The sequence below is a fragment of the Pseudomonas sp. FW306-02-D09B genome, from assembly GCF_058782685.1.
Genome location: NZ_JBYSXY010000001.1, coordinates 818,765 through 841,833, shown reverse-complemented (window position 1 = coordinate 841,833; position 23,069 = coordinate 818,765). Strand labels below are relative to the sequence as shown.

General features: G+C 58.7%; 24 protein-coding genes. 11 read left to right on the top strand and 13 right to left on the bottom strand.

Annotation, left to right across the window (positions count from 1 at the left end; genetic code table 11):
- The first annotated feature begins 126 nt into the window (after window positions 1-126).
- From AC3WK5_RS03790 to AC3WK5_RS03770, 5 genes are all read left to right on the top strand, one after another.
- A complete protein-coding gene (locus AC3WK5_RS03790; RefSeq protein ID WP_103314443.1) occupies window positions 127-1,419 on the top strand; it encodes an MFS transporter in 1,293 nt (430 codons plus the stop codon).
- Between the two features lie 13 nt (window positions 1,420-1,432).
- Window positions 1,433-2,908 carry a glycoside hydrolase family 32 protein gene (locus tag AC3WK5_RS03785; RefSeq protein WP_103314444.1) on the top strand — a complete coding sequence of 492 codons (1,476 nt, stop codon included), beginning with the start codon at window positions 1,433-1,435 and terminating at the stop codon, window positions 2,906-2,908.
- Window positions 2,909-3,013: 105 nt separating this feature from the next.
- The gene (locus AC3WK5_RS03780) at window positions 3,014-4,012 is read left to right on the top strand and encodes a LacI family DNA-binding transcriptional regulator (protein ID WP_103314445.1); all 999 of its coding nucleotides are present in this window, start codon (window positions 3,014-3,016) and stop codon (window positions 4,010-4,012) included.
- Window positions 4,013-4,076: 64 nt separating this feature from the next.
- Window positions 4,077-4,466, top strand: a complete 390-nt coding sequence (locus AC3WK5_RS03775; RefSeq protein ID WP_103314446.1) for a c-type cytochrome — start codon at window positions 4,077-4,079, stop codon at window positions 4,464-4,466.
- A 111-nt stretch (window positions 4,467-4,577) separates the two neighbouring features.
- Window positions 4,578-4,913: a hypothetical protein gene (locus AC3WK5_RS03770; protein WP_102667264.1), complete on the top strand. Its 336-nt coding sequence runs from the start codon at window positions 4,578-4,580 to the stop codon at window positions 4,911-4,913.
- A gap of 14 nt (window positions 4,914-4,927) precedes the next feature.
- Here AC3WK5_RS03770 and AC3WK5_RS03765 read toward each other — a convergent pair whose 3' ends face one another.
- Complete coding sequence (locus AC3WK5_RS03765) at window positions 4,928-6,283, bottom strand: hypothetical protein (RefSeq protein WP_218275907.1); 1,356 nt, start codon at window positions 6,281-6,283, stop codon at window positions 4,928-4,930.
- Between the two features lie 293 nt (window positions 6,284-6,576).
- Here AC3WK5_RS03765 and fabV point away from each other — a divergent pair, with 293 nt between their 5' ends.
- Entirely contained in the window at window positions 6,577-7,773 is a 1,197-nt protein-coding gene (gene fabV, locus AC3WK5_RS03760) for an enoyl-ACP reductase FabV (RefSeq protein WP_103314447.1), read from the top strand.
- Window positions 7,774-7,832: 59 nt separating this feature from the next.
- Here fabV and AC3WK5_RS03755 read toward each other — a convergent pair whose 3' ends face one another.
- The 3 genes from AC3WK5_RS03755 to AC3WK5_RS03745 form a co-directional block, all read right to left on the bottom strand.
- Window positions 7,833-8,498 (bottom strand): helix-turn-helix transcriptional regulator, encoded by a 666-nt coding sequence (locus AC3WK5_RS03755; RefSeq protein ID WP_103314448.1) that lies wholly within the window; start codon window positions 8,496-8,498, stop codon window positions 7,833-7,835.
- 19 nt (window positions 8,499-8,517) lie between these two features.
- A complete protein-coding gene (locus tag AC3WK5_RS03750; RefSeq protein WP_103314449.1) occupies window positions 8,518-9,147 on the bottom strand; it encodes a hypothetical protein in 630 nt (209 codons plus the stop codon).
- Between the two features lie 143 nt (window positions 9,148-9,290).
- Complete coding sequence (locus AC3WK5_RS03745; protein WP_103314450.1) at window positions 9,291-9,620, bottom strand: DHCW motif cupin fold protein; 330 nt, start codon at window positions 9,618-9,620, stop codon at window positions 9,291-9,293.
- Between the two features lie 194 nt (window positions 9,621-9,814).
- Between AC3WK5_RS03745 and AC3WK5_RS03740 the strand changes: the two genes are divergently transcribed.
- The gene (locus tag AC3WK5_RS03740) at window positions 9,815-10,015 is read left to right on the top strand and encodes a hypothetical protein (RefSeq protein ID WP_103314451.1); all 201 of its coding nucleotides are present in this window, start codon (window positions 9,815-9,817) and stop codon (window positions 10,013-10,015) included.
- Between the two features lie 69 nt (window positions 10,016-10,084).
- Here AC3WK5_RS03740 and AC3WK5_RS03735 read toward each other — a convergent pair whose 3' ends face one another.
- Window positions 10,085-10,369 carry a hypothetical protein gene (locus tag AC3WK5_RS03735; RefSeq protein ID WP_103314452.1) on the bottom strand — a complete coding sequence of 95 codons (285 nt, stop codon included), beginning with the start codon at window positions 10,367-10,369 and terminating at the stop codon, window positions 10,085-10,087.
- 278 nt (window positions 10,370-10,647) lie between these two features.
- Between AC3WK5_RS03735 and AC3WK5_RS03730 the strand changes: the two genes are divergently transcribed.
- Complete coding sequence (locus tag AC3WK5_RS03730; RefSeq protein ID WP_103314453.1) at window positions 10,648-11,235, top strand: LysE family translocator; 588 nt, start codon at window positions 10,648-10,650, stop codon at window positions 11,233-11,235.
- 10 nt (window positions 11,236-11,245) lie between these two features.
- Here the strand turns inward: AC3WK5_RS03730 and AC3WK5_RS03725 are convergent, their stop codons facing one another.
- Both AC3WK5_RS03725 and AC3WK5_RS03720 read right to left on the bottom strand, forming a co-directional pair.
- Window positions 11,246-12,079, bottom strand: coding sequence for an AraC family transcriptional regulator (locus AC3WK5_RS03725; protein WP_103314454.1), 834 nt, complete (start codon window positions 12,077-12,079; stop codon window positions 11,246-11,248).
- 37 nt (window positions 12,080-12,116) lie between these two features.
- Window positions 12,117-12,620 (bottom strand): VOC family protein, encoded by a 504-nt coding sequence (locus AC3WK5_RS03720; protein WP_103314455.1) that lies wholly within the window; start codon window positions 12,618-12,620, stop codon window positions 12,117-12,119.
- Window positions 12,621-12,902: 282 nt separating this feature from the next.
- On the opposite strand from AC3WK5_RS03720, the gene AC3WK5_RS03715 reads away from it, so the two are divergent.
- Together AC3WK5_RS03715 and AC3WK5_RS03710 are read left to right on the top strand one after the other, a co-directional pair.
- A complete protein-coding gene (locus AC3WK5_RS03715; RefSeq protein WP_103314686.1) occupies window positions 12,903-13,364 on the top strand; it encodes a (2Fe-2S)-binding protein in 462 nt (153 codons plus the stop codon).
- Between the two features lie 2 nt (window positions 13,365-13,366).
- On the top strand, window positions 13,367-15,535 hold the full coding sequence (locus AC3WK5_RS03710; RefSeq protein WP_103314456.1) for a xanthine dehydrogenase family protein molybdopterin-binding subunit: 2,169 nt from the start codon (window positions 13,367-13,369) through the stop codon (window positions 15,533-15,535).
- Window positions 15,536-15,611: 76 nt separating this feature from the next.
- Here AC3WK5_RS03710 and AC3WK5_RS03705 read toward each other — a convergent pair whose 3' ends face one another.
- Both AC3WK5_RS03705 and AC3WK5_RS03700 read right to left on the bottom strand, forming a co-directional pair.
- Window positions 15,612-16,970 (bottom strand): amidase, encoded by a 1,359-nt coding sequence (locus AC3WK5_RS03705; protein ID WP_103314457.1) that lies wholly within the window; start codon window positions 16,968-16,970, stop codon window positions 15,612-15,614.
- Window positions 16,967-17,392 carry a VOC family protein gene (locus AC3WK5_RS03700; RefSeq protein ID WP_103314458.1) on the bottom strand — a complete coding sequence of 142 codons (426 nt, stop codon included), beginning with the start codon at window positions 17,390-17,392 and terminating at the stop codon, window positions 16,967-16,969. The genes AC3WK5_RS03705 and AC3WK5_RS03700 overlap by 4 nt, the downstream gene beginning before the upstream one ends.
- A 114-nt stretch (window positions 17,393-17,506) precedes the next feature.
- Between AC3WK5_RS03700 and AC3WK5_RS03695 the strand changes: the two genes are divergently transcribed.
- Window positions 17,507-18,373: a LysR family transcriptional regulator gene (locus AC3WK5_RS03695; protein WP_103314459.1), complete on the top strand. Its 867-nt coding sequence runs from the start codon at window positions 17,507-17,509 to the stop codon at window positions 18,371-18,373.
- 175 nt (window positions 18,374-18,548) lie between these two features.
- Here the strand turns inward: AC3WK5_RS03695 and fabI are convergent, their stop codons facing one another.
- The 4 genes from fabI to AC3WK5_RS03675 are packed head-to-tail and all read right to left on the bottom strand — an operon-like array spanning window position 18,549 to window position 23,069.
- Entirely contained in the window at window positions 18,549-19,343 is a 795-nt protein-coding gene (fabI, locus tag AC3WK5_RS03690) for an enoyl-ACP reductase FabI (RefSeq protein ID WP_054597118.1), read from the bottom strand.
- Window positions 19,344-19,362: 19 nt separating this feature from the next.
- A complete protein-coding gene (locus tag AC3WK5_RS03685; RefSeq protein WP_103314460.1) occupies window positions 19,363-20,973 on the bottom strand; it encodes an ABC transporter ATP-binding protein in 1,611 nt (536 codons plus the stop codon).
- 1 nt (window position 20,974) lies between these two features.
- Window positions 20,975-21,994 (bottom strand): ABC transporter permease, encoded by a 1,020-nt coding sequence (locus AC3WK5_RS03680; RefSeq protein WP_103314461.1) that lies wholly within the window; start codon window positions 21,992-21,994, stop codon window positions 20,975-20,977.
- A gap of 1 nt (window position 21,995) precedes the next feature.
- On the bottom strand, window positions 21,996-23,069 hold the full coding sequence (locus AC3WK5_RS03675) for a microcin C ABC transporter permease YejB (protein WP_103314462.1): 1,074 nt from the start codon (window positions 23,067-23,069) through the stop codon (window positions 21,996-21,998).

Here is a 23,069-nt window from a genome sequence, read left to right as displayed (position 1 = left end):
AGACCTGTTGAACAGATCCTTATCCCCACCCCTGGTACTCGGATCCACTTGACAACGAGCAGGGAGAGGACGCGTAATGCGCTGCGATGTTAACGTTAACTTAAATAAAAACAAGAGGGTCGTCACATGCAGCTATCAGTCAAACGTGAGTACTGGCTCATCAGTGGTTTACTGTTTTTCTTCTTTTTTTCGTGGTCATCCAGCTACTCGCTGTTCTCGATATGGCTTCATCGAGTCATCGGTCTGAATGGCACGGAAACCGGGTTTATTTTTGCCGCCAACGCTATTGCGGCACTGCTGATTCAGCCGTTCTATGGCGCTCTTCAGGATCGGCTTGGTCTGTCGAAAAAACTGCTGGTATGGATTGGTGTACTGCTCTGCGCTTCGGCGCCCTTTGCGATCTACGTATACGCCAACCTTTTGGCTCAGAACGTGGTGTTGGGGGCCGTGGTCGGCGCGGCTTTCCTGGCGTTTGCCATGCTCGCGGGCGTGGGGGTCATCGAGTCCTATACGGAGCGACTGTCGCGTCACGCGGGTTTCGAGTTTGGCACCACCAGAATGTGGGGTTCGCTGGGTTGGGCGAGTGCGACAGGCGTCGTTGGTGTGGTCTTCAACATTGACCCGAACATTGCGTTTTACATGAGCAGTGCCGCCGGGGTCGTGTTCTTGCTGATCCTGTTCCGCCTGGATCTGCAGCGCTTCAACAAACCAGAAGCGCACGCGGGTGGCGAAGCCAGCAAACCAGTGCGGCTTAACGATCTTTGGAAGTTGCTGACACTGCCGCGCTTCTGGGCATTCAGCTTGTATCTGACTGGGGTTTGCGGAATCTACATGATCTACGAACAGCAGTTTCCGGTGTATTTCTCCTCGTTTTTCTCAACCCCGGAGGAGGGCACACGAGCCTATGGCTACCTGAATTCATCCCAGGTTCTGCTTGAGGCGGTCTTGATGTTGTTCGCGCCATGGGTGGTCAGTCGTACAGGCGCCAAGTATGGATTGATCCTGGCTGGCAGCATCATGTTCGTCCGCATTCTTGGTTCCGGATTGGCAACGGATGCCTGGACCATCGCCGCTTGCAAGATGTTGCACGCGCTTGAAGTCCCGATCCTGCTGGTCTCGGTATTCAAATACATTTCGTTGAACTTCGATTCGCGGCTGTCGGCCTCGATTTATCTGGTGGGATTCCAGTTCGCCCAGCAATTGACCGCGATGTTGCTGTCGCCACTTGTGGGATACGGCTACGACCATGTTGGCTTCTCGAGCGTTTACGTAGCGATGGCTGGCCTGGTAGGCAGTTGCCTGCTGCTGTCATGGTCGTTGTTACGTGCGGATCCCGCCCGCCAATCATCCCGGGCAAGCGCTCTTGATTCGATAGAGCTTCCTGCCATGGCGCAATCAGCCAACCGTTACGAACCCTAGTAAGGATCAATCCATGCACGCCGTACTGCTGGAAAAAGCGCATCGCGCCATCGAAAAAAAACTGCCCGAACGCGGCAACGACTATCGCCTCGGCTATCACCTGTCGCCCCCGGTCGGGTGGATGAATGACCCAAATGGGCTGGTCTATTTTCAAGGCGAATACCATGTGTTCTATCAGCATCATCCTTACTCGGCGCAGTGGGGCCCGATGTACTGGGGGCACGCCAAGAGCCGCGATCTGGTGCATTGGGAGCATCTGCCCATAGCGCTGGCGCCCAGCGATCCCTACGATCGAGACGGTTGTTTTTCAGGGTCGGCGGTTGTTTCCGGCGGTACGCTTTATCTGATCTACACCGGGCACACCTGGTTGGGGGAACCGGGTGATGACCAGAAAATTCACCAGGTCCAATGCCTGGCCAGTAGCACGAATGGCCTCACGTTCACCAAACATGGGCCGGTGATCGAGACGCCACCGCATCCGGACATCATGCATTTTCGCGACCCGAAGGTCTGGAAGCGTGCAGACCAATGGTGGATGGCGCTTGGTGCTCGTCAGGGGGACGACCCGCAGCTTTTACTCTATCGCTCCGAGGATCTGCATCAGTGGGAATACCTCGGCTGTGCCCTGGATGGCCAGCGCGAGTCCGATGGTTACATGTGGGAGTGCCCGGACGTATTCGAAGTGGATGGATGCGACGTTTTTCTGTACTCGCCGCAAGGCCTGAAGCCCAGCGGGTACGACAACTGGAATAAATTCCAGAACAGCTATCGATTGGGCGTGCTGGATGACTCCGGCTATTTCACTGAGAGAGGCGAGCTCCACGAACTCGATCACGGTCACGATTTTTATGCCGCGCAGACCCTGCTGGCGCCGGACGGACGCCGTCTGCTCTGGGCATGGATGGACATGTGGGACAGTCCTATGCCGAGTCAGGCGCAACACTGGTGCGGTGCGCTGTCGTTGCCGCGTGAGTTGAGCCGCGACGGCGAGCGGCTGCGTATGCGTCCGGCTCGTGAGCTGACAGCGCTACGGCAATCCCGACAAATGCTGCAGGTCGGCACGGTCGAATCCCGGAACCGCACACTTGAAGTTCGTGGCGCCCTGCTGGAGTTTGAGCTTGAGCTGGATCTGGCAGACAGCACCGCCGAGCGCTTTGGCCTGGCGCTGCGCTGTAGCGAAGACCAACAGGAACGGACATTGCTGTATTTCGATGCCATGTCCCGACGTTTGGTCCTCGACAGGCAGCACTCGGGTGCTGGCGTGAGCGGTGTTCGTAGCGTTCCGGTGAAAGCGGAGCAAACGCGGATTGCGCTGCGGATTTTTCTCGATCGCTCGTCCATCGAGGTATTTGTCGACGATGGCGTCTATAGCTTGAGCAGTCGGATTTATCCGCGGCCCGATAGCCAGGTTGTCAGCGCTTTTGCAGTCAACGGGGCAGGGGTGTTCGGGGAGATTTCTGTCTGGAACCTGGCCGATCTCAAGCTCTGAGCTCCCCCGGCAGACCATTCGTGCCGCCTGCTGCCGGGCATCGTGTTGTCATGCTTTTGCCAAGCATGACATGATGCCCGGCCAGACAAGCAATGGCACCCGCGAATGGCTTCAGTTAAAGATGTCGCACGGCTGGCGGGGGTTTCCCTCATGACCGTTTCCAGGGCGCTCAACACCCCGGAAAAGCTGAACCAGGAAACGCTGGCGAAAGTTCGTCAAGCGGTCGAGTCCCTCGGTTACGTCCCCAGCCTTTCCGCGCGCAAGATCCGTGGCGGTCACTCCAGTGGCAAGACTATTGGAGTCTTCGCACTTGATACCGCGACAACCCCTTTCGCTGTAGAAATGCTGCTTTCAATGGAGCGCACGGCACGAGAAAACGGCTGGAACGTCTTTATTCTCAACGTGTTCGAGGCACCGCCGAGTCAGCAAACCATCGACCTGATGCTGTCGCATCAGCCCGACGGGATCATCTTCAGCGCTATGCAGCTTCGTACCGTCGAGATACCCCAGGTGCTCCGCAGCCTGCCGCTGGTGCTCAGCAATTGCATGAGTTCAGAGCCAGGCGTGGCCTGTTACGTCCCCGATGACGAAGACGGTCAGTACCAGGCCGTGCGGCAAGCGCTGAAGCGTGGTTACCGGCATCCGTTGTGCATCAACCTGCCGCAAAGCAGTCTCGCCTGGGAGTTGCGCCAGCAGGGATTGGTTCGCGCCCTGGCAGAGGGCGGTGTGTCCCTGGACAGGGTTGCCCAATACAACCTGTCGACCGATGACGCCTATGAGGAAACGGTTGTAGCGCTGGAGCAGCAATTGCGTGAGTCGGATGGAAAGCCGACCTTCGATCTGCTTATTTGTGGCAACGACCGCATTGCGTTGGTCGCTTATCAATACCTGCTCAGTCGTGGCCTGCGTATTCCTGCCGAGGTGGCCGTACTTGGCTACGACAATATGATCGGCGTTGCCGAGTTGTTCTATCCACCGCTGAGCACCGTGCAACTCCCGTATTACGAAATGGGCCGGCGTGCCGCTCAGCACTTGATCGAAAGCAGGAATGAGCCGTCTGTTCATAGGGTTTCGTGTCCCCTTGTGGACCGTAAATCCTGGTAATAGCGGTCACAGAGCACACTGTCGTGCTTCAAAGCTGTAGGCAACACCTGATGGGGAGCAGAGCATGAAGAAAGCCGCAGTACTAACCGTCGCCTTGATACTCAATACAGGCGTATTCAGTGCGCCCGCAGAAGCGGCCGGCGATGCTGAAGCGGGCGGGAAACTCTTTAACCGAATATGCGGCGGTTGCCATCAAGTGGGCGATTCAGCCCGAGGTTCTTTTGGTCCGCAACTCAATGGCATTTTTGGGCGCCATGCCGGCAGCACGACGGACTACCAGTACTCCACCGCGATGAAATCGTCAGGTGTGGTCTGGACCCGCGAAACGCTGGCCGCCTACATCGAAGCGCCAAAAAAAGTAGTCCCCGGGACGCGCATGATTTTCTGGGGTATCAGCGATCCGGAAAAGATCGAAAACCTGTTGGCCTACCTTCAGACATTTCAGCCGCAATAGTCCGTAGCTCGGCAAACGTCATCCTCGTAAAGCCGGACAGAAGGCATTTTGCTGGCCCCGAAGCCTCAAAATTACCGCCAAAATCGCTTCATTTTCAGGTGGTTAGGCGGAATGCAAATGCGCAATGTGTTGATCGTGCCGATCTCGCTGGTACTGGCGAGCATTGCGGTCTCTGTCCAGGCAAGAGAGTTGATGCCCAATGATCGGTTTATGTGCAGCTGGGGCGCGGGTACAGCGGCAAGGGCTCAGGAGCTCAAGCTGTCCGGGGTCTCGCTGTATGCCGCTCGCCAGAAGATCCAGGCATACAAATTCAGCAAGGGCTGGATGCGGATGATGGCCATGGGCATTACCGAGCAAACCTACGACAGTCAATCAAAGTTCAAGCCCGAGGCTGTCCGGCAGAGTTTCTATAATGAGTGCGTCAAGTATAAGTTGGCGCGTAAATGACCTTCGCCCTGTAGTTACAACCCGGTATCGGGCGGCGTTATCCGTGCCAGCATCACCGTATATTCTTCGGCCGCAATTTGCCGGAATTTCATTCGGGTGATGGCCTGGCGTTGCAGGTCATTGTCATCGGGGAAAAGGCGGACGGCCGCGTTCTGGACGACCGCATCGGGTGTCTCGATCCGCGGAAACGGTCCGTCGTACTTGTTGGGGGAATCACCGGTGGGCACGGCAGGGGTATCGAGTGCCCGCACCAGCAGGAAAACCGGGACGACATCAGCCAGCCCCACCGGAAGTAGCCTGGCCGCGTTTTCCCCCAGATGGCGCCGCACGATAGCCTGGGAACCCAGGCGCAAGGTGAACCGGAAGGGGAATCCGGTGCGGATTGAAAGCAATACCGGATCCGCCGCAGCGACCTGCTCGATCGAGTTGATGCCCTCCGATTCCAGCGTCGCAACCACAGGCAGGGTCACGCCTTCCAGGACCAGCAACTTGTCTGAGCTTCCGTCCCTCTTGTCCTGGTCGGTGAGTTGGGGAAAGCCCAGTCTTCGCACGATCTTCATCAGCGGATCGATCGGCAAGGTACCCAAGGCAAAGGCGGTGACGATATGCGGGCCATCTCCAGCGCCGGCATTCATGATCACCATTGCCAGCGGAATGGCCAGAAACAGGCGCAGGGAGTACCAATACACATCGGAAATGTTCAGTGACTTGCGGCGGATACTGAGGACAGAATCGCTCACGATAAACATGAAAGCCCCCGCCAGCGAGCTGACCAGCAGTGGAATCCCGAGCTTGTACACGCACGCCACTTTAAGCGTGTTGTCGCAGTTGGGGATGACATAGTTGGAGGCGACCAAGGCTGCCGCGGCATAAGCCACCAACAAGAGAATGATGAAAGGCACAATGAACGGCACCAATCCATATTGCTCATGGTAGATACGTGCAAACAAACGCTCGCACAGTTCCGGGTTCTTGTCGGAGCAGGTTCGCCAATCATCGACGGAACCGCTCGGACTCAGCTTGCCTTCGTCCTGGAGTGAGTGGATTAGACTGGTCGACCAGAAGCGTTGCAGATAGGCCGCCAGGGCGCCGCCCTTCAAACTGTTCTGGAATTCGCTGTAGCGGGTAAACCAGCCCATGCTCAGAAACATGATGAGTGGGGCGCCACAGATCACCGTGGCGAAGGCAGTGAGGATCACCACCAACTGGAGGATTGCGCCATCTAGTCCGACCACGTCCACCATGAACAATCGACCGACACCGTTGATGAGCAACAGAATCAGTGCAAGGAACAGGGCCCGTTGCCGTGGTCTCAGGTGCGATTCCTTGAACAGATAGGTCCTGCGCCTACCGCCATAAGGCTCTTCCATGGGCTTGTTCACCGGACTGCTCCTGACGACCTGAGGTGTTTCTACGGATAACGCTAGCAATGGAAACGGGTTCGTCCAGAATGTCATCACCGCGTGTTAGGTTGTTTTTGAATAACGCCACTCTCGGACTGGAAACAGCGGCTCAAATCATCGAGGGTATGCGCTGGATTTGCGACAGGCCCGGACAGTGAAGCCAATGAATCGGCCCGCCACCGTGACGCTTCCGTTTTCCCAGCGTCTATGACTTTTATAGCCAGTATTGGCTCTCGGCATCTTGGAAGAGGGAGATATTTATGATCGTTAAACCGCGCGTTCGTGGTTTTGTTTGTGTGACTACCCACCCCACTGGCTGCAAAGCCAACGTCAAGAATCAGATCGACTACGTCCGTGCGCAAGGACAGATCACCGATGGGCCAAAGAATGTCCTGGTGCTCGGCGCATCGACCGGTTACGGGCTGGCTGCGCGCATCACCGCGGCCTTTGGTTGCGGCGCCAAGACGCTGGGTGTGTTCTTCGAACGTGAAAGCGTCGAGGGCAAACTCGGCACCGCCGGCTGGTACAACTCCGCGGCTTTCCACACGTTCGCCGAAGCGGAAGGTCTCTACGCCAAGAGCATCAACGGTGATGCGTTCTCCGATGAAATCAAGCGCCTGACCATCGAGACCATCAAGCGCGACCTGGGCAAGATCGATCTGGTGGTCTACAGCCTCGCGGCACCGCGTCGTACCGATCCGAAAACCGGTGAAGTCTACAGCTCGACGCTCAAGCCGGTCGGCAAGTCGGTGACCCAGCGCGGCCTGAACACCGACAAGGAAGAGGTCAACGTGACCACCTTGGCCGAAGCGACCCAGGAAGAAATCGACGGTACCGTCAAGGTCATGGGTGGCGAAGACTGGCAGATGTGGATCGACGCCCTGCACGAAGCCGGCGTTCTGGCCGAGGGGGCGAAAACCACTGCCTTCACTTACCTGGGCGAAAAGCTGACCCACGACATTTACTGGAATGGCTCCATCGGCGCGGCGAAGAAAGACCTGGACCAGAAAGTCCTGAGCATTCGCGAGCGCTTGGCGGACCTGGGCGGCGATGCACGGGTTTCGGTATTGAAAGCGGTAGTGACCCAGGCCAGCTCGGCAATCCCGATCATGCCGCTGTACCTGTCCTTGCTGTTCAAGGTCATGAAAGAGCAGGGCACACACGAAGGCTGCATCGAGCAGGTCTATGCGCTCTACAAGGACAGCTTGTTCGGTCATCCTCCGGTCATGGACGAAGAAGGGCGTCTGCGCGCCGATTACAAGGAGCTGGCGCCTGAAGTCCAGGAGCGCGTCAAGCTACTCTGGGATCAGGTCAGCAATGAAAACCTTTACGAACTCACCGACTTTGCCGGTTACAAGGCAGAGTTCCTGCGCCTGTTCGGCTTCGGGATCGAAGGGGTGGACTACGAGGCTGACGTCGATCCGGACGTCAAGATCGCCAACCTGGTCCAGGCTTAAGTCTCAAGGGTAAACAGCTGCCTCGACGTCGTGAACGCGAGGCAGCTGCTGTTTGCTGATCATCGAGCCGTTGCTGGATCGGGTGCTGCATCCTTTTCAGCTTCTGCTGGATGCTCGATCGGCCGAAGTTTGAACCGGCAGACATTGCCGCCCCGTACCATGCACTCCGTATGGTCGACTTCGGCCCCCCCCAACGTCCCGATCAACGCCAGATCCAGCTCACACACCACCGGATAGGCCGCGGCCAAGCGGTGGAAGACGCAGTTGTGCGCGACGATTTCCTTGTCGTCGGATGAGCGAAAGAACACCTCCGCTTCGTATCCCGTCTGATTCATGTGTTGCACGATTTTTGTTTCGTCAACCACCTGACGTTCACGGTCCAGTGCCAGTTTGCGGCCCATACGGCGCATCAGCGAAGCCAGTTCGACGGGGCCGATGATGTCGGCCACTTCTTCAATCAACACACTGGCCAGTAACTGATAGTGACGAGGGAACTGCTCCCGCGCATGGTCGGTGAGCTGATACAGCTGCTCCGGTCGCCGGCCTGTCGGACGGGTTTCGCCGCGCAGAACCAGTCCGTCACGCTCCAGAGCCGCCAGATGCTGGCGAATCGCGGTGCGTGTGACAGCCAGTTGCTCAGCCAACTCGTCAATGCTCATACCGCCCGCGTGGTGCAGCAGCGCATTGAGCAGGTCCTGCTGTGTACGGCCCAACCCTTCAAGCATGGTCTGTGCTCGCTCGGTATCAGAACTTGTCCGGGAACTGTTTGACCAGTGCCGCCGTCAGCGTGTCAGCCAGTGCCAGTATATGGACGCGCATCATCTGCCAGGTCTTCGCTTCAGCGGCATAGTCGTGCGCGGCGAGCTGGTCGATCTGGGCGACATGGTGGCCGCCGTGAGCTGCCAGCATCGTCACCAGCGTGCTTTCAGGCAGGTTGGGGTTGGCGCTGGCGAGAAATGCCGCAATGGCTTTGGCATTGCTCGTCAGTTCTGCGACAGAGGCCTGCTGGCCTTTCTTGTCTTTGGCGACAGTGGCGTCGCTGTAATGTTTCACCGCGCCCCAGTGACCGGCAAGCAGCTTGAGCAGTTGATCGGCAGCGGGTTGGCCATACAGTGGCGCGAGGCTGTTGGCGATGCGGGTTGCGTTGTCTACCACCTGAGCGGCGGCGACCTGGGCTTGTTGATGGTTAGCGCTCTGGTTGGCTATCGCGTAATTTCTGGTCCAGAAAATATGCTCGATCCAAAGGCCGCGCAACGACAGGCGCGTGGTGAGCGCGGCGCTCTCGGCTGGTGCAGGCGAGGCGGGGGGAGTTTGACTCCAGACGGGCTGGGCGCAGAGCGCCAGCAGCAGTAAAGCCAAGGTTTTGATATTCATGACGGCACCCTCTTGTCGTGGGATTGTCCAACAATATCAATTGAAGCATATAAATATGTTTTTATTGGATGTGGGCCGGATTTGCAGATCAATGGTCGTCTTGTGCGTCGTTACCCCTGCGTTTACGGCCCAGCGAGGCGAGGTCAATCAACCACAAACAGCTTCGCCCCCGTCTCCGTCGACGACCGGTGAGACTCCGCATTATCCGCCACTTGATAGCTCATGCCGGGTTTCAGCACGAACTGGCGCCCATCTTCGAGTTCAGTGTGCAGTTCGCCTTCAAGGCACAGCAGGATGTGGCCCTTCAAGCACCAGTGGTCTGCCAGGTAATCGGCGGTGTATTCGATCATTCGCACGCGAATTGCGCCGAACTGCTGGGTGCGCCAATAGGCGCTGCCGCGTTCGCCGGCGTGGACGGTGGGTTCGACGGTCGACCAGTCGGTGGTGCCGAACGGGATGGCTGCTATATCCATGGCGAGCTCTTGAAGTCGGGAGAGAGAACCGATTTACGCAGCTGGTGGCAGGTTGTCAATTGACGGGATATCTCCAGAAGCTGAACCCAGACTGTCAGCCTGCAATGTTTCATTATGTTTCAGCTAATCTGGCGGCGTAGGATGCTTGACTCGGATCGTGCATCGCCTCGTTTCCAGCCAAGGGGAACTGAACAATGAAGTTGAACTTCGTCAAAGTCTTTTTGATCACCGGCACGTTGTTGTTGAGTGCGTGCTCTGGCGTGACAACCAGCAGCTGTTTTTCAGACGATTGCCATCAATTCGACGGTCGTAGTGCCAACAAGATGAGTTTTGGTGGAAGCCCGATCGGCAACAGCTTCAATCAATACAGTTCGGGGCTGTTGCAGCACGACTGATTCGGCCATTTGCAAACTGCATACGCCGATGGCAATCATCGGCGTACTGATCTCTGTGTTCCCACAATCCTAAACGTACGGCTGGCCGCTGAATCCCCGTGGGAGCCGTTGCTGGCCCGGCATCTCGCTGAGCCTTTTGATCCAGGACGCGCGCCAGTCAATCGAGGCGTGGGCGACTTTGGCTCTACGCGCCGCTCGACGTGCAGCGTTGCGAGCGTCTTTTCGGGCGTCCTTGAACGCGTCGGTATTGCGGCAGCTGCGGCATTTGACCCGGGAAAATTCAGTCGTAGAGGCGAGGTTGCTGCCATGGCGGCCGCAGGCCAGGTGCCCGGCAGTCTTATAGTGAGTCACCATCGGTGGATCTCCTTTGCAAGGATTTCGGCGTAGCGCACGGGTCACTTGCCACATCCCTGTCGGTGACTCTGCTCTTCTGTCTGCACTCGCTGCCCACTCAACGGTGTGAAGAGGGGCAGAGGCTGCGATCCCATTACTATTAATGACACCTGGGTGACCGACGCGTTCGATCTGAAATGTCGAGGACTGCACGGGGGTGTTTTTCTTCAATACAGGCCTATCAGCGTTCTCCTACTTTGAGCGCCGGGATGTCCCGAAGTTATTGAAGAAGGTGTGCAATGAGTCTGATCATTTCCATGGCCGCGTTTGCGCTGGCGTCGTCGATCACCCCAGGGCCGGTGAACATCGTTGCACTGAGCTCCGGCGCGCAGTACGGCTTTCGCGCCAGCCAACGGCATGTAGCGGGTGCAACGCTGGGGTTTGTGCTGTTGCTGGTGTTGATGGGGTTGGGCCTGCATGAACTGCTAAATCTCTGGCCATCGCTAACGCGGGCGGTGCAGTTGTTCGGGGTGGCGTTCCTGTTGTTCATGGCCTGGAAGCTCGCCACTGACGATGGTCGGCTCAATGCGGGTGATTCAGGGCAAGCGCCGACGATGTTCTACGGCGCGCTGATGCAATGGCTAAACCCGAAAGCCTGGCTGGCCTGTGTCGCAGGGATGGGGGCTTTTGTTGCCGATGGCGAGGCGCAGCTGGTCTGGCAGTTTGCCGCGGTGTATCTGGTGGTCTGCTACCTGTCGGTGGCCTGCTGGGCTTATGCCGGGACCTTTCTGCGACAGTACCTGAGCAATGCCGGCGGTATGCGGTTGTTTAACCGGTTCATGGCGTCGTTGCTGGCGGTGAGTGCAGGTTACTTGCTGTTGCCATAAATCTCGGGCTTCAACCGCGATACTGCCCCGGCGTCGCGGCCAAATGCTGTTTGAACGCTCGCTGAAAATGTGCCTGATCAGAGAACCCGGCTTCCAGCGCCACGTCGGCAATCAACTTGCCTCGACGCAGTTGGCTGCGGGCGAACTGGATGCGATGGTTGACCAGAAACGCGTGGGGTGTCATGCCGTAATGCTGCTTGAAAGCACGGATCAGGTACGACGCAGACAGATCTGCCGCCTCGCAGATGTCTTCGAGTTTCAGCGACAGGGTGCAGTTGTCGCGGATGTACTCGGCCGCTCGCTCCAGCTTGAGGTTGGGTTCGCGAACGCTCAATTCAGCCGGATTGAGCGTTTGCTGCACTTGAGTAAAAAACGCTACGGCGGCACTGTGTTTTTGCAGCGTCTCCAGCTGTTCGTCGAGCAGTACGTCATACAGCTGATTGAGCCCGCTAAACAGCCCGGCGTCGTTGCAGTGGGTGGTTGAAAAGCGCCGAAAGTCCAGCTCTTTGCTGAACCCCAGTTGATGCTGAAGGTCGTTCAACCACGGCGTATCGACATACAGCATGCGATAAGACCAGGGCTGATTGTCGATCGGGTTACAGGCATGGACATCGCCGGGGTTCATCAGCACCACGGTGCCGCTGCCGACTTCAAACGCGGCGTGTTCATGGAGATAGGTGCTGCGCCCGGCGGTGATCGCACCGATGGAAAAAAACTCGTGGGAATGTCGGGCGTAACAGACTTCGCGGCCATCGGCGATGGAGCGTGCTTCGATGAAGGGCAGTGCGTCATCGCGCCAGAAGCGAGGGGCTTTGTCGGCATTTTTGGCGATGGCGTGTTTCATCCGCGAGCGTCCTTTGGCAGTTCAGTTGGGGAGTGTATTAGCTCTCGCCATTAAAGGCTCGCTCGAGTGTGGCGATGTCGAGTTTCTCCATCTGCAACATCGCCTGCATGACGCGCTGGGATTTGGCGGTGTCCCTGTCGGTCATCATTTCCATCATCACCACCGGCACGATTTGCCAGGACAGGCCGAACTTGTCCTTGAGCCAGCCGCATTGCTGGGCCTTTTTGTCACCACCGGCAGACAGCGCATTCCAGAAGTGGTCGATTTCATACTGGGTATGGCAGTTGACCTGGAACGAGACGGCCTCGTTAAAGCGAAACACCGGGCCGCCATTGAGTGCGGTAAAGGTCTGGCCATCGAGCATGAAGCTGACAGTCATCACTGAACCCTCGGGCCGGCCATGGAGCTCGAAACCGACCTTGCCATAGTGAGTGATGGCGGTAATGGTCGAGTGCTCGAACACCGAACAGTAGAACTGTGCAGCGGCTTCGGCCTGATCGTCGAACCACAGGCAGGGCGTGAGTTTCTGAATGCGCGACATGAAGGTTCTCCTCCAGGAATGATCAGGCTGGACTATTAGCGTAGTCAGCCGGTGATCGTCAGGCGTAACCGTCAATCGACAAGCCGCGGGTGTAGGTCGGTTGATGGTTTGAAACACAGGGCTGCTTCCTGGGAAGTGGCCCCTTTTTGTGACCGGTGGTCGCGCAAACCAAGGCTTCGGGAAAATTGCGCTTAGCTCAATGGATAAACCGAGGCGCGCGTAGGCAGTCGTTGCCACAGTGACGCCATGAAAGGACATCAGTGAGTGACTGAGGAGACCGCCGTGCTGACGCTCAATATCAATGGCAAAGACCAATCCCTGGACGTGCCCGGCGACATGCCGCTGTTGTGGGTATTGCGCGATGTCGCGCACTTGACCGGCACCAAGTTCGGTTGCGGCATGGCCCAGTGCGGCGCCTGCACGGTGCATGTCGACGGCGCGCCGTTGCGCTCCTGCATCACTCCGGCGGCAGCCGTCGCCAACGGGCAAAAAATCCTCACCATCGAAGGCTTGTCGAGCGACGGTTCGCACCCGGTGCAACGCGCCTGGTCTGAGATCGACGTGGTGCAATGCGGTTATTGTCAGTCGGGGCAGATCATGTCGGCGGCGGCTTTATTGGCGAAAATCCCGTCGCCGAGCGACAGCGATATCGATCAGGCGCTGTCGGGCAATATCTGTCGGTGCGGGACCTACCCGCGCATTCGTGCGGCGGTCAAACGTGCTGCGCAAATCGGGGAGGCATAACGATGAATGCGAAGATCGAGACTTCTCGACGGGATTTTTTGAAAAGCACTGCCGTGCTCGGTGCAGGGCTGGTGGTGGCGTTTGTCATTCCGGGAGCCAATCGCTTTGCCCAGGCGGCATCGACGCCGGACGCGGTGTTCGCCCCCAATGCCTTTTTGCGCATCGCGCCCGATGGCAGCGTGACCATTCTGTTGGGGCACTCCGAAATGGGGCAGGGGATCTGGACGGGCCTGACCATGTTGATCGCCGAAGAGCTGGATGCCGACTGGACGAAAATCCACGTCGAGCATGCACCGGCATCGGCAGCCGATTATGGTTTGCCGGCCTTTGGCGGCATGCAGATCACCGGTGGCTCGACCTCGACCTGGATGGAATTCGACCGCTACCGTCAGGCTGGCGCTGCCGCACGCTTGATGTTGATCGAGGCCGCCGCCAAGCGCTTCAACGTCGCACCCTCGAAGATACGAACCGAACCGGGCGTGGTGATTGCCGGCGATCAGCGCGCCACTTACGGTGAGTTGGCCAATGACGCCGGCCAACTGCCGGTGCCCGATCCGGCGTCGATCAAGCTCAAGGACGCCAAGGACTGGAAGATCATCGGCAAACCGACCAAGCGCCTGGATACCCCGGAAAAAATCACCGGCCAGGCGAAATTCGGCATGGATGTGCAGTTCGATGGATTGCTGACGGCCGTGGTTGCACGCCCGCCGGTATTTGGCGGCAGCGTCAAATCATTCGATGGCGCAGCGGCATTGGCGCTGCCGGGCGTGCATAAAGTCGTGCAGGTGCCGACGGGCATAGCCGTGGTGGCCGATCATTATTGGGCCGCCAAACTCGGCCGCGATGCGCTGAAAATCGACTGGGACCTGGGACCCAATGCCGGGCTCGACAGTGATGCCTTGCTGCAAAATTTCCGCAAGCTCGCCGCGATCCCCGGCACTCCGGCCAGCCAGGCGGGCGACATCAGCGCCGCGCTGAGCAAGGCGGTGAAGACGATTGATGTTGAATACAGCGTTCCTTATCTGGCCCATGCACCGATGGAGCCACTCAACTGCACGGTGAAAATCACCCCGGACAAATGCGAGATCTGGACCGGTACTCAATTCCAGACGCTGGACCAAATGATTGCGGGGAAAATCACCGGGCTCAAACCCGAGCAGGTCGAGATTCATACCGAATTTCTCGGCGGTGGTTTTGGTCGTCGAGCCAATCCGACATCGGACTTTGTCAGCGAGGCGGTGCAAGTCGCGAAGGCGGCCGTTGCGCCAGTGAAAACCGTCTGGTCGCGGGAGGATGACATACGCGGTGGTTACTACCGCTCGGCGTTCCTCCATCACGCGCGCATTGGCCTGGATGCCAAGGGCATGCCCCAGGCCTGGCAGCACGTACTGGTCGGGCAGTCGATCATGGACGGCACCCCATTCGAGGCGACGATGGTCAAGAATGGCGTCGATGCGACCTCGGTCGAAGGTGTGGCCGACAGTCCGTATATCAAGGGCCTGGACAACCACCTGGTCGATCTGCATTCGCCGAAAACCGGCATCAGCGTGTTGTGGATGCGTTCCGTGGGGCACACGCACACCGCATTTGTCGTCGAGTCACTGATCGATGAACTGGCCACGGCGGCCGGCAAGGACCCGGTGGAGTACCGACGGGCCTTGCTCAAGAAGCATCCGCGACATCTCGGGGTACTGAATCTGGCGGTAGAGAAGGCCAACTGGAAGGCGCCGCTGCCTGCGGGGCACGCATTGGGCGTGGCGGTGCATGAGTCTTTTGGCAGTTACGTTGCGCAGGTGGCCGAGGTGTCCCAGGACAACCTGAAGATCCGCGTGCACCGCGTGGTTTGTGCGGTCGATTGCGGCGTTGTGGTGAACCCGGCGAGCATCGCCGCGCAGATGGAATCGGGCATCACCTTTGGCCTGGGGTTCACCTTGCACAGCAAGCTGACTTTCAAGGACGGGAAAGTGGTGCAGTCCAATTACCATGACTTTCAGGTGTTGCGTCTGAATGAAATGCCCGTGGTCGAGGTGCACATCGTCCCCAGCACCGAAAAACCGGGCGGCATCGGCGAGACCGGGGTACCACCGACGGCACCGGCGGTGGCCAATGCGGTGTTCGCCCTGACCGGGCAACGCTTGCGTGAACTGCCCTTGCAACTGGCAGGTGTGTGAGCTGAGGCGACAGATCGGTCTGTCACCCCTTCAAGTGTTGGGCAGGCGCGGGAGGACCGTGCCCGCCTATGGGAAGTCAGGCGGGGCGGGTTTTCGGCGCGGGAGCCGTGCGTAGGCTGTTTAATGTCGCGGCCAATTGATCGGCGGTCCAAAGCAGGTGCCTATCGTTCCTGAATCCCCCAATCATCTGCAATCCAACCGGCAACAGACCTTCTGTGCGGTTCAGTGGGATGTTCACCTGAGGCAAGCCGAAAGCCCCCCAGAACTTGATGAAGTCGGACGGCCCGGTAGACTCAAGCCCTAATGGCGCGACGATACCGCAACTGACGCTGAGCATCGCATCGAACGGTTGGCAATAGCGCGCCAACTGCGGCGCGAGCAGACTAAGGCGCGCTTTGGCGGCGGACTCTTGCTCCCAGTCCGTTGCTGCCGCACGTTCGAACATCTGCAGCACGGAGTCGCTGAGTTGGGTGCGATGGGCATGAAACTCCTTGGACAGCGAGCGTGCGCCTTCGCAATCATTGATTAATGCGTGATCGTCAAACACCCTGGCGAATGGCGCGGGTAGCTGCACTTCGTGCACCTGATGCCCTGCGCAGCGAAGTTGCTCGATGGCAGTCTCAAATGCGTCGGCAACCTGTGGTTCGACCTGGCTCCAGCGAGGGGTTCGGCATAGACCCAGTCGTAAATGACGGTGCTCGCCGGTTTGCGCGGTAAAACCCGGAATCAGTACACGCGCGACGCATTCGAGGTCGCGTACCGAACGGCCGTACCAACCGACGGTGTCGAAGCTATGAGCCAGTGGTTTGACACCTTCAAGGGAAACCAGTCCAAGTGAAGGTTTGAAGGCGTAAAGACCACAATAGGCAGCGGGTTTGAGCAGCGATCCTGCGGTCTGTGTTCCCAGTGCGAGGGCAAAGAAACCGGCTGCCATCCCGGCCGCCGAGCCTGCACTGGAGCTGCCGGGGGTATGTGCAAGATGATGGGGGTTTCGTGTCGGGCCCGTGTGCATGTACGCAAATTCAGTGGTGTGGGTTTTACCCATGACCACCGCCCCTGCCTGACGTAGCAAGGTGACCACATGGGCGTCTCGTGAGGGCTGATGCCCTGTGTAAATCGACGAATGGAACTGTGTAGGCTGATCGGCACTGTCAAAGATATCCTTGATACCTACCGGTACACCTGCCAGCAGCCCTTGGTGGTTCTCTTGGGCAAGCTTTCCGGCTTGAGCGCGCACACGTTGCGGGTTGAACGCAGCGAATGCATGTACCTGCGGCTCGTGCTCCTCAATGCGCGTCAAGAAGTGTTCGGCTACCGAGGTGGCAGTCGCCAAGCCACTGCGAATCGTATCGCCGATGCTGGTCGCATCCAGTTCGTTGAGTGAGCCATCGCTGTCATTGGCGTTCGCCAGCAAGGGCGAGGTGCTGCTGCTCATTTGGCGAACAACTGGTCGATGTCCTTGAACGCCTTGAACTCCAGCGCGTTGCCGCACGGGTCGAACAGAAACATCGTCGCCTGTTCGCCTACCAGTCCCTTGAAGCGAATACCGGGCTCGATCACGAAGCGCGTGCCCAGCGATGTGAGCCGTTCGGCCAGGGATTCCCATTCTTCCATCGACAGCACCACGCCGAAATGCGGGACCGGCACGTCGTGACCGTCCACGGCATTGGTGTGGGCTGATTCCTGGGTGGCGGTTTTCGGGTGTTCGTGGATGACCAATTGGTGGCCGAAAAAGTTGAAGTCCACCCAGTGCTCGCTGGAGCGTCCTTCCTCCAGGCCGAACACCTGGCCATAGAAAAGCCGCGCGGCTGCAAGGTCATACACTGGAATGGCCAGATGAAAAGGGGAGAGACGCATGGTGTTCAAGCCTCGATGACAGGAGAGTTGAGCTGATTCTAATCTTGTGATTTTTGATTAAAAGACGATAATTTTTGCCTCCAGCTCAAATAAAATCGATCAATCGAGGCGCTCATGCTGCGTGAACTGAAAACCTTCATCGCCGTGACTCGCTATGGCACGTTCGCCGCAGCCGGCATGCACATTGGCCTCACGCAATCGGCCGTCAGCGCGCAAATGCGCAACCTGGAGCAGGCGTTGGGTATTCGCCTGTTTGACCGCACCGGGCGTCAGGCCATCCTCAACGCGGCCGGGCAGCGAGCGTTGCCGATGGCCCGGGAAATCCTCGAAACTTTTCAGCGCATGGCCGTCAGTGACGACGTCAGCGAGTTTCGCGGCGAATTGAGGGTCGGCGCTGTGGCGACCGCCCAAACCGGTTTGCTGCCCCAGGCATTGCTGCGCTTGCGGCAGCAGGCACCGATGCTCGAGCCGAAACTGGTGCCCGGCGTGTCACTCAACCTGTTGAGTCAGGTCGACGCTGGCGAGCTTGATCTGGCGATCCTGATCAAGCCACCCTTTGAACTGCCCAAGGAACTGTCGGCCCAGGTGATTCGGCAGGAGCCGTTTGTGTTGATCGTGCCGCCGAACCTTGAGGGCGAGGATCCTTTGCAGATACTCAGCACACATCCACAGGTGCGTTATGACCGCAATTCGTTCGGTGGACGGCTGGTGACACGCTTTCTGCGCGAGCAGCAGATCGAGGTCAAAGTCGCGCTGGAGCTGGATGAGCTGGAAGCGATTGTGAAAATGGTCGAGTGCGGGCTGGGGGTCGCGTTGATTCCCCGGGCGGGGCTTTGGCTGGACTATGGCGCAAAGGTCAGGATCATCTCGCTGGGCGAACTGACGTTCTATCGGGAGATCGTGCTGTTGCAGCGCTACAGCCAGCGTACACAACCGATCCAGCAGCTGTTTGCGCGATGTTTGTCTGATTTCGAAGGTTGAACACACATCCTGTGGGAGCGGGCTTGCTCGCGAAGACGGTGTACGACGCGAGGAATATGTCGCTCGACATGACGCTTTCGCGAGCAAGCCCGCTCCCACATTGAATTGCGTCAGCCTTGAAATCGCATGCACAAGAAACCCGCCAATCGGCGGGTTTCTTGTTAACGCGTGAAGATCACTCTTCGATGTTGCCCATGGCGGTGGTGTTGAAGCCGCCGTCCACGTACATGATTTCGCCGCTGATGCCGGACGCCAGGTCCGAGCACAGGAAGGCGCCGGCATTGCCGACTTCGTCGATGGTGACGTTGCGACGCAGCGGTGTTTGCGCTTCGTTGGCGGCCAGCATTTTACGGAAGTTCTTGATGCCGGAAGCGGCGAGGGTGCGGATCGGGCCAGCCGATACGGCGTTGACGCGGGTGCCTTCCGGGCCCAGGGAGCCGGCCAGGTAACGTACGCCAGCTTCCAGCGAAGCCTTGGCCATGCCCATCACGTTGTAGTTCGGCATGGTGCGCTCGGCGCCCAGGTACGACAGGGTCAGCAGGCTGCCATTACGGCCTTTCATCATCTCGCGGCCCGCTTTGGCCAGGGCCACGAAGCTGTAGGCGCTGATGTCGTGAGCGATACGGAAACCTTCACGGGTGGTGGCTTCGGTGAAGTCGCCGTCCAGTTGGTCGCCCGGAGCGAAGCCAACGGAGTGCACGATGCAGTCCAGGCCGTCCCATTTTTTGCTCAGTTCTTCAAAAACCCTGGCGATTTCTTCATCGCTGGCCACGTCGCACGGGAAGCACAGCTCAGGGCTCGAACCCCAGCCTTGTGCGAACTCTTCGACACGACCCTTGAGTTTGTCGTTCTGATAAGTGAAGGCAAGCTCAGCGCCCTCGCGATGCATGGCGGCAGCGATGCCGGATGCGATGGACAGCTTGCTGGCGACACCGACGATCAGTACGCGCTTACCGGCGAGAAAACCCATGTGTTGCTCCTCTTTCAGGTTATTGCGCAGTGGCTGGTGCCAGGAAAGCGGCCTCCAGCAACTGCTGTGTATAAGGATGTTGCGGTGCGGCAAAGATACCTTGCGCGTCACCTTGTTCGACCACTTGGCCGTGCTTGATCACCATCAACTGGTGACTCAGCGCTTTAACCACCGCCAGGTCATGGCTGATGAACAGATACGTCAGGTTGTACTTGCTTTGCAGTGAGCGCAGCAGTTCAACCACTTGGCGTTGCACGGTGCGGTCGAGGGCCGAGGTCGGCTCGTCCAGCAAGATCAACGCCGGTTTCAGTACCAGGGCTCGGGCAATGGCGATTCTCTGCCGTTGCCCGCCGGAAAACTCGTGGGGATAGCGGTGCCGGGTTGCCGGGTCCAGACCGACTTCCTTGAGTACCGCGATAATCGCCAGCTCCTGCTCGGTCTCTGTACCGATCCGGTGTATCCGCAGGCCTTCGCCGACGATCTGGCTCACGCTCATCCGTGGGCTCAGGCTCCCGAAGGGGTCCTGAAACACCACCTGCATTTCCCGCCGTAGCGGCCTTACCTGTTGTTGCGAAAGGCAATCCAACGACTTGCCTTCAAAACGGATCGCGCCTTTGCTGGCAATCAACCGCAAAATCGCCAGACCCAGCGTGGACTTGCCCGAACCGCTCTCGCCGACAATGCCCAGGGTCTGCCCCTGGGGCAGGCTGAAGTTGATTCCGTCCACCGCTTTGACGTAATCGACGGTGTGGCGCAAAAAGCCTTTTTTGATCGGGAACCAGACTTTCAGGTCCTCGACTTGCAGCAGTGGCGGGCCGATGACATTGGTTGCCGGGTTGCCACGAGGCTCCGCTGCCAGCAGCTCCCGGGTGTAAGGATGCTGCGGCGCGCGGAACAACTCCTCGCACGACGCCTGTTCGACGATGCAACCCTTTTGCATGACACATACGCGATGCGCGACTCTTTGGACCAGGTTCAAGTCGTGGCTGATCAGCAGCAGCGCCATGCCCAGACGGGCCTGCAGCTCCTTGAGCAGTTCGAGGATTTTCAGCTGAACCGTCACGTCCAGTGCGGTGGTCGGTTCGTCGGCGATCAGCAGTTCCGGTTCGTTGGCCAGGGCCATGGCGATCATCACGCGCTGACGCTGGCCACCGGACAATTCATGGGGCAGGGCCCTGAGCCGTTTGTGCGGCTCGGGAATCCCCACCAGTTCCAGCAGATCCAGGGTGCGCTGGGTCGCGACCTTGCCGGTCAGGCCTTTGTGAATGCCCAGTACCTCGTTGATCTGTTTCTCGATCGAGTGCAGCGGGTTCAGCGAGGTCATCGGCTCCTGAAAGATCATTGCAATCCGGTTGCCACGAATGTGCCGGATGGTTTTCTCTTTCAGCGACAGCAGGTCATGCCCGGAGTAGGTGATGGTGCCGGTGGGGTGGCGCGCCAAGGGGTAGGGCAGCAGGCGCAGGATCGAGTGCGCCGTCACCGATTTGCCGGAGCCGCTTTCGCCGACCAACGCCAGGGTTTCACCGCGCTTGATGTCGAAGCTGACGCCTTCCACCACCCGTTGCACGCTTTCGCCGACCACAAACTCGACAGAGAGGTTGCGCACCTCGATCAGATTGTCCTGATTCATTTCACTTCCTCGGGTCGAAGGCATCGCGAGCGGACTCGCCGATAAACACCAGCAAACTCAACATCAGCGCCAGCACCGCAAAGGCGCTCATGCCCAGCCACGGCGCTTGCAGGTTGGATTTGCCCTGAGCCACCAGTTCACCCAGCGATGCACTGCCTGCCGGCAGGCCGAAGCCGAGGAAGTCCAGCGCGGTCAGGGTGCCGATAGCGCCCGTGAGGATGAATGGCATGAACGTCATGGTCGAGACCATGGCGTTGGGCAGGATGTGCTGGAACATGATTGCGCCGTTTTGCATCCCCATCGCGCGCGCGGCGCGTACGTATTCCAGGTTACGCCCACGCAGGAACTCGGCGCGGACCACGTCAACCAGGCTCATCCAGGAAAACAGCAGCATGATCCCCAGCAGCCACCAGAAGTTTGGCTGCACGAAACTGGCGAGGATGATCAGCAGGTACAACACCGGCAAACCCGACCAGATCTCCAGGAAGCGCTGCCCGGCCAGATCGACCCAGCCGCCATAGAAGCCCTGCAAGGCACCGGCAATCACGCCGATGATCGAACTGAGAATGGTCAGCGTCAGCGCAAACAGCACTGACACCCGGAAGCCGTAAATCACCCGCGCCAGCACGTCGCGGCCCTGATCGTCGGTGCCCAGCAGATTGTCTGCCGAAGGCGGTGCCGGGGCCGGGACTTTCAGGTCGTAGTTGATGCTTTGGTAACTGAACGGGATCGGCGCCCACAAAGTCCAGGCGTCCTTGGCCTTGAGCAGTTCGCGGATGTAGGGGCTCTTGTAGTTGGCTTCCAGCGGGAATTCGCCGCCGAAGGTGGTTTCCGGGTAGCGCTTGAGTGCCGGGAAATACCATTGGCCGTCGTAATGCACCGCCAGCGGCTTGTCGTTGGCGATCAGCTCGGCACCGAGGCTCGCGCCAAACAGGATCAAAAACAGCCACAGCGACCACCAGCCGCGTTTGTTGGCCTTGAACCGTTCGAAACGTCGGCGATTGAGAGGGGACAGGTTCATCTCAATGCTCCCGGTGTTCGAAGTCGATCCGTGGATCGACCAGGGTGTAGGTGAGGTCGCCGATCAGTTTTACCACCAGCCCCAGCAGGGTGAAGATGAACAGGGTGCCGAACACCACCGGGTAGTCGCGGTTGATCGCTGCTTCAAAACTCATCAGGCCCATGCCGTCGAGCGAGAAGATCACTTCTACCAGCAACGAACCAGTGAAGAAAATCCCGATGAAGGCCGAAGGGAAACCAGCGATCACCAGCAGCATGGCGTTGCGGAACACATGGCCGTAGAGCACGCGATGGCGGGTCAGGCCCTTGGCCTTGGCGGTGACGACGTACTGTTTGTTGATCTCGTCGAGGAAGCTGTTTTTGGTCAACAGGGTCATGGTTGCGAAGTTACCGATCACCAGTGCCGTCACCGGCAGCGCGATGTGCCAGAAGTAATCGCGGACCTTGCCCATCCAGCTCAATTCACCGAAGTTGTTCGAGGTCAGGCCGCGCAGGGGGAACCAGTCCAGGTAACTGCCGCCGGCAAATACCACGATCAACAGGATCGCAAACAGGAACGCCGGGATCGCGTAACCGACGATGATCGCCGAGCTGGTCCACACGTCGAAATGGCTGCCGTGCCGGGTAGCCTTGGCGATCCCCAGCGGGATCGACACCAGGTACATGATCAGCGTGCTCCAGAGCCCGAGGGAGATCGACACCGGCATCTTTTCCTTGATCAGGTCGATGACCTTGGCGTCGCGGAAGAAGCTGTCGCCGAAATCCAGGGTGGCGTAGTTCTTGATCATGATCCACAAGCGTTCCGGCGCCGACTTGTCGAAGCCGTACATGTGCTCGATTTCCTTGACCAGCGCCGGGTCCAGGCCCTGGGCGCCGCGATAGCTGGAACCGGCCACCGAGACTTCAGCTCCGCCGCCGGCAATGCGGCTGGTAGCGCCTTCGAAGCCTTCGAGCTTGGCGATCATCTGTTCCACCGGGCCGCCGGGGGCCGCCTGGATGATCACGAAGTTGATCAGCAGAATGCCGAACAGGGTTGGAATGATCAGCAACAGTCGCCGAAAAATATACGCCAGCAT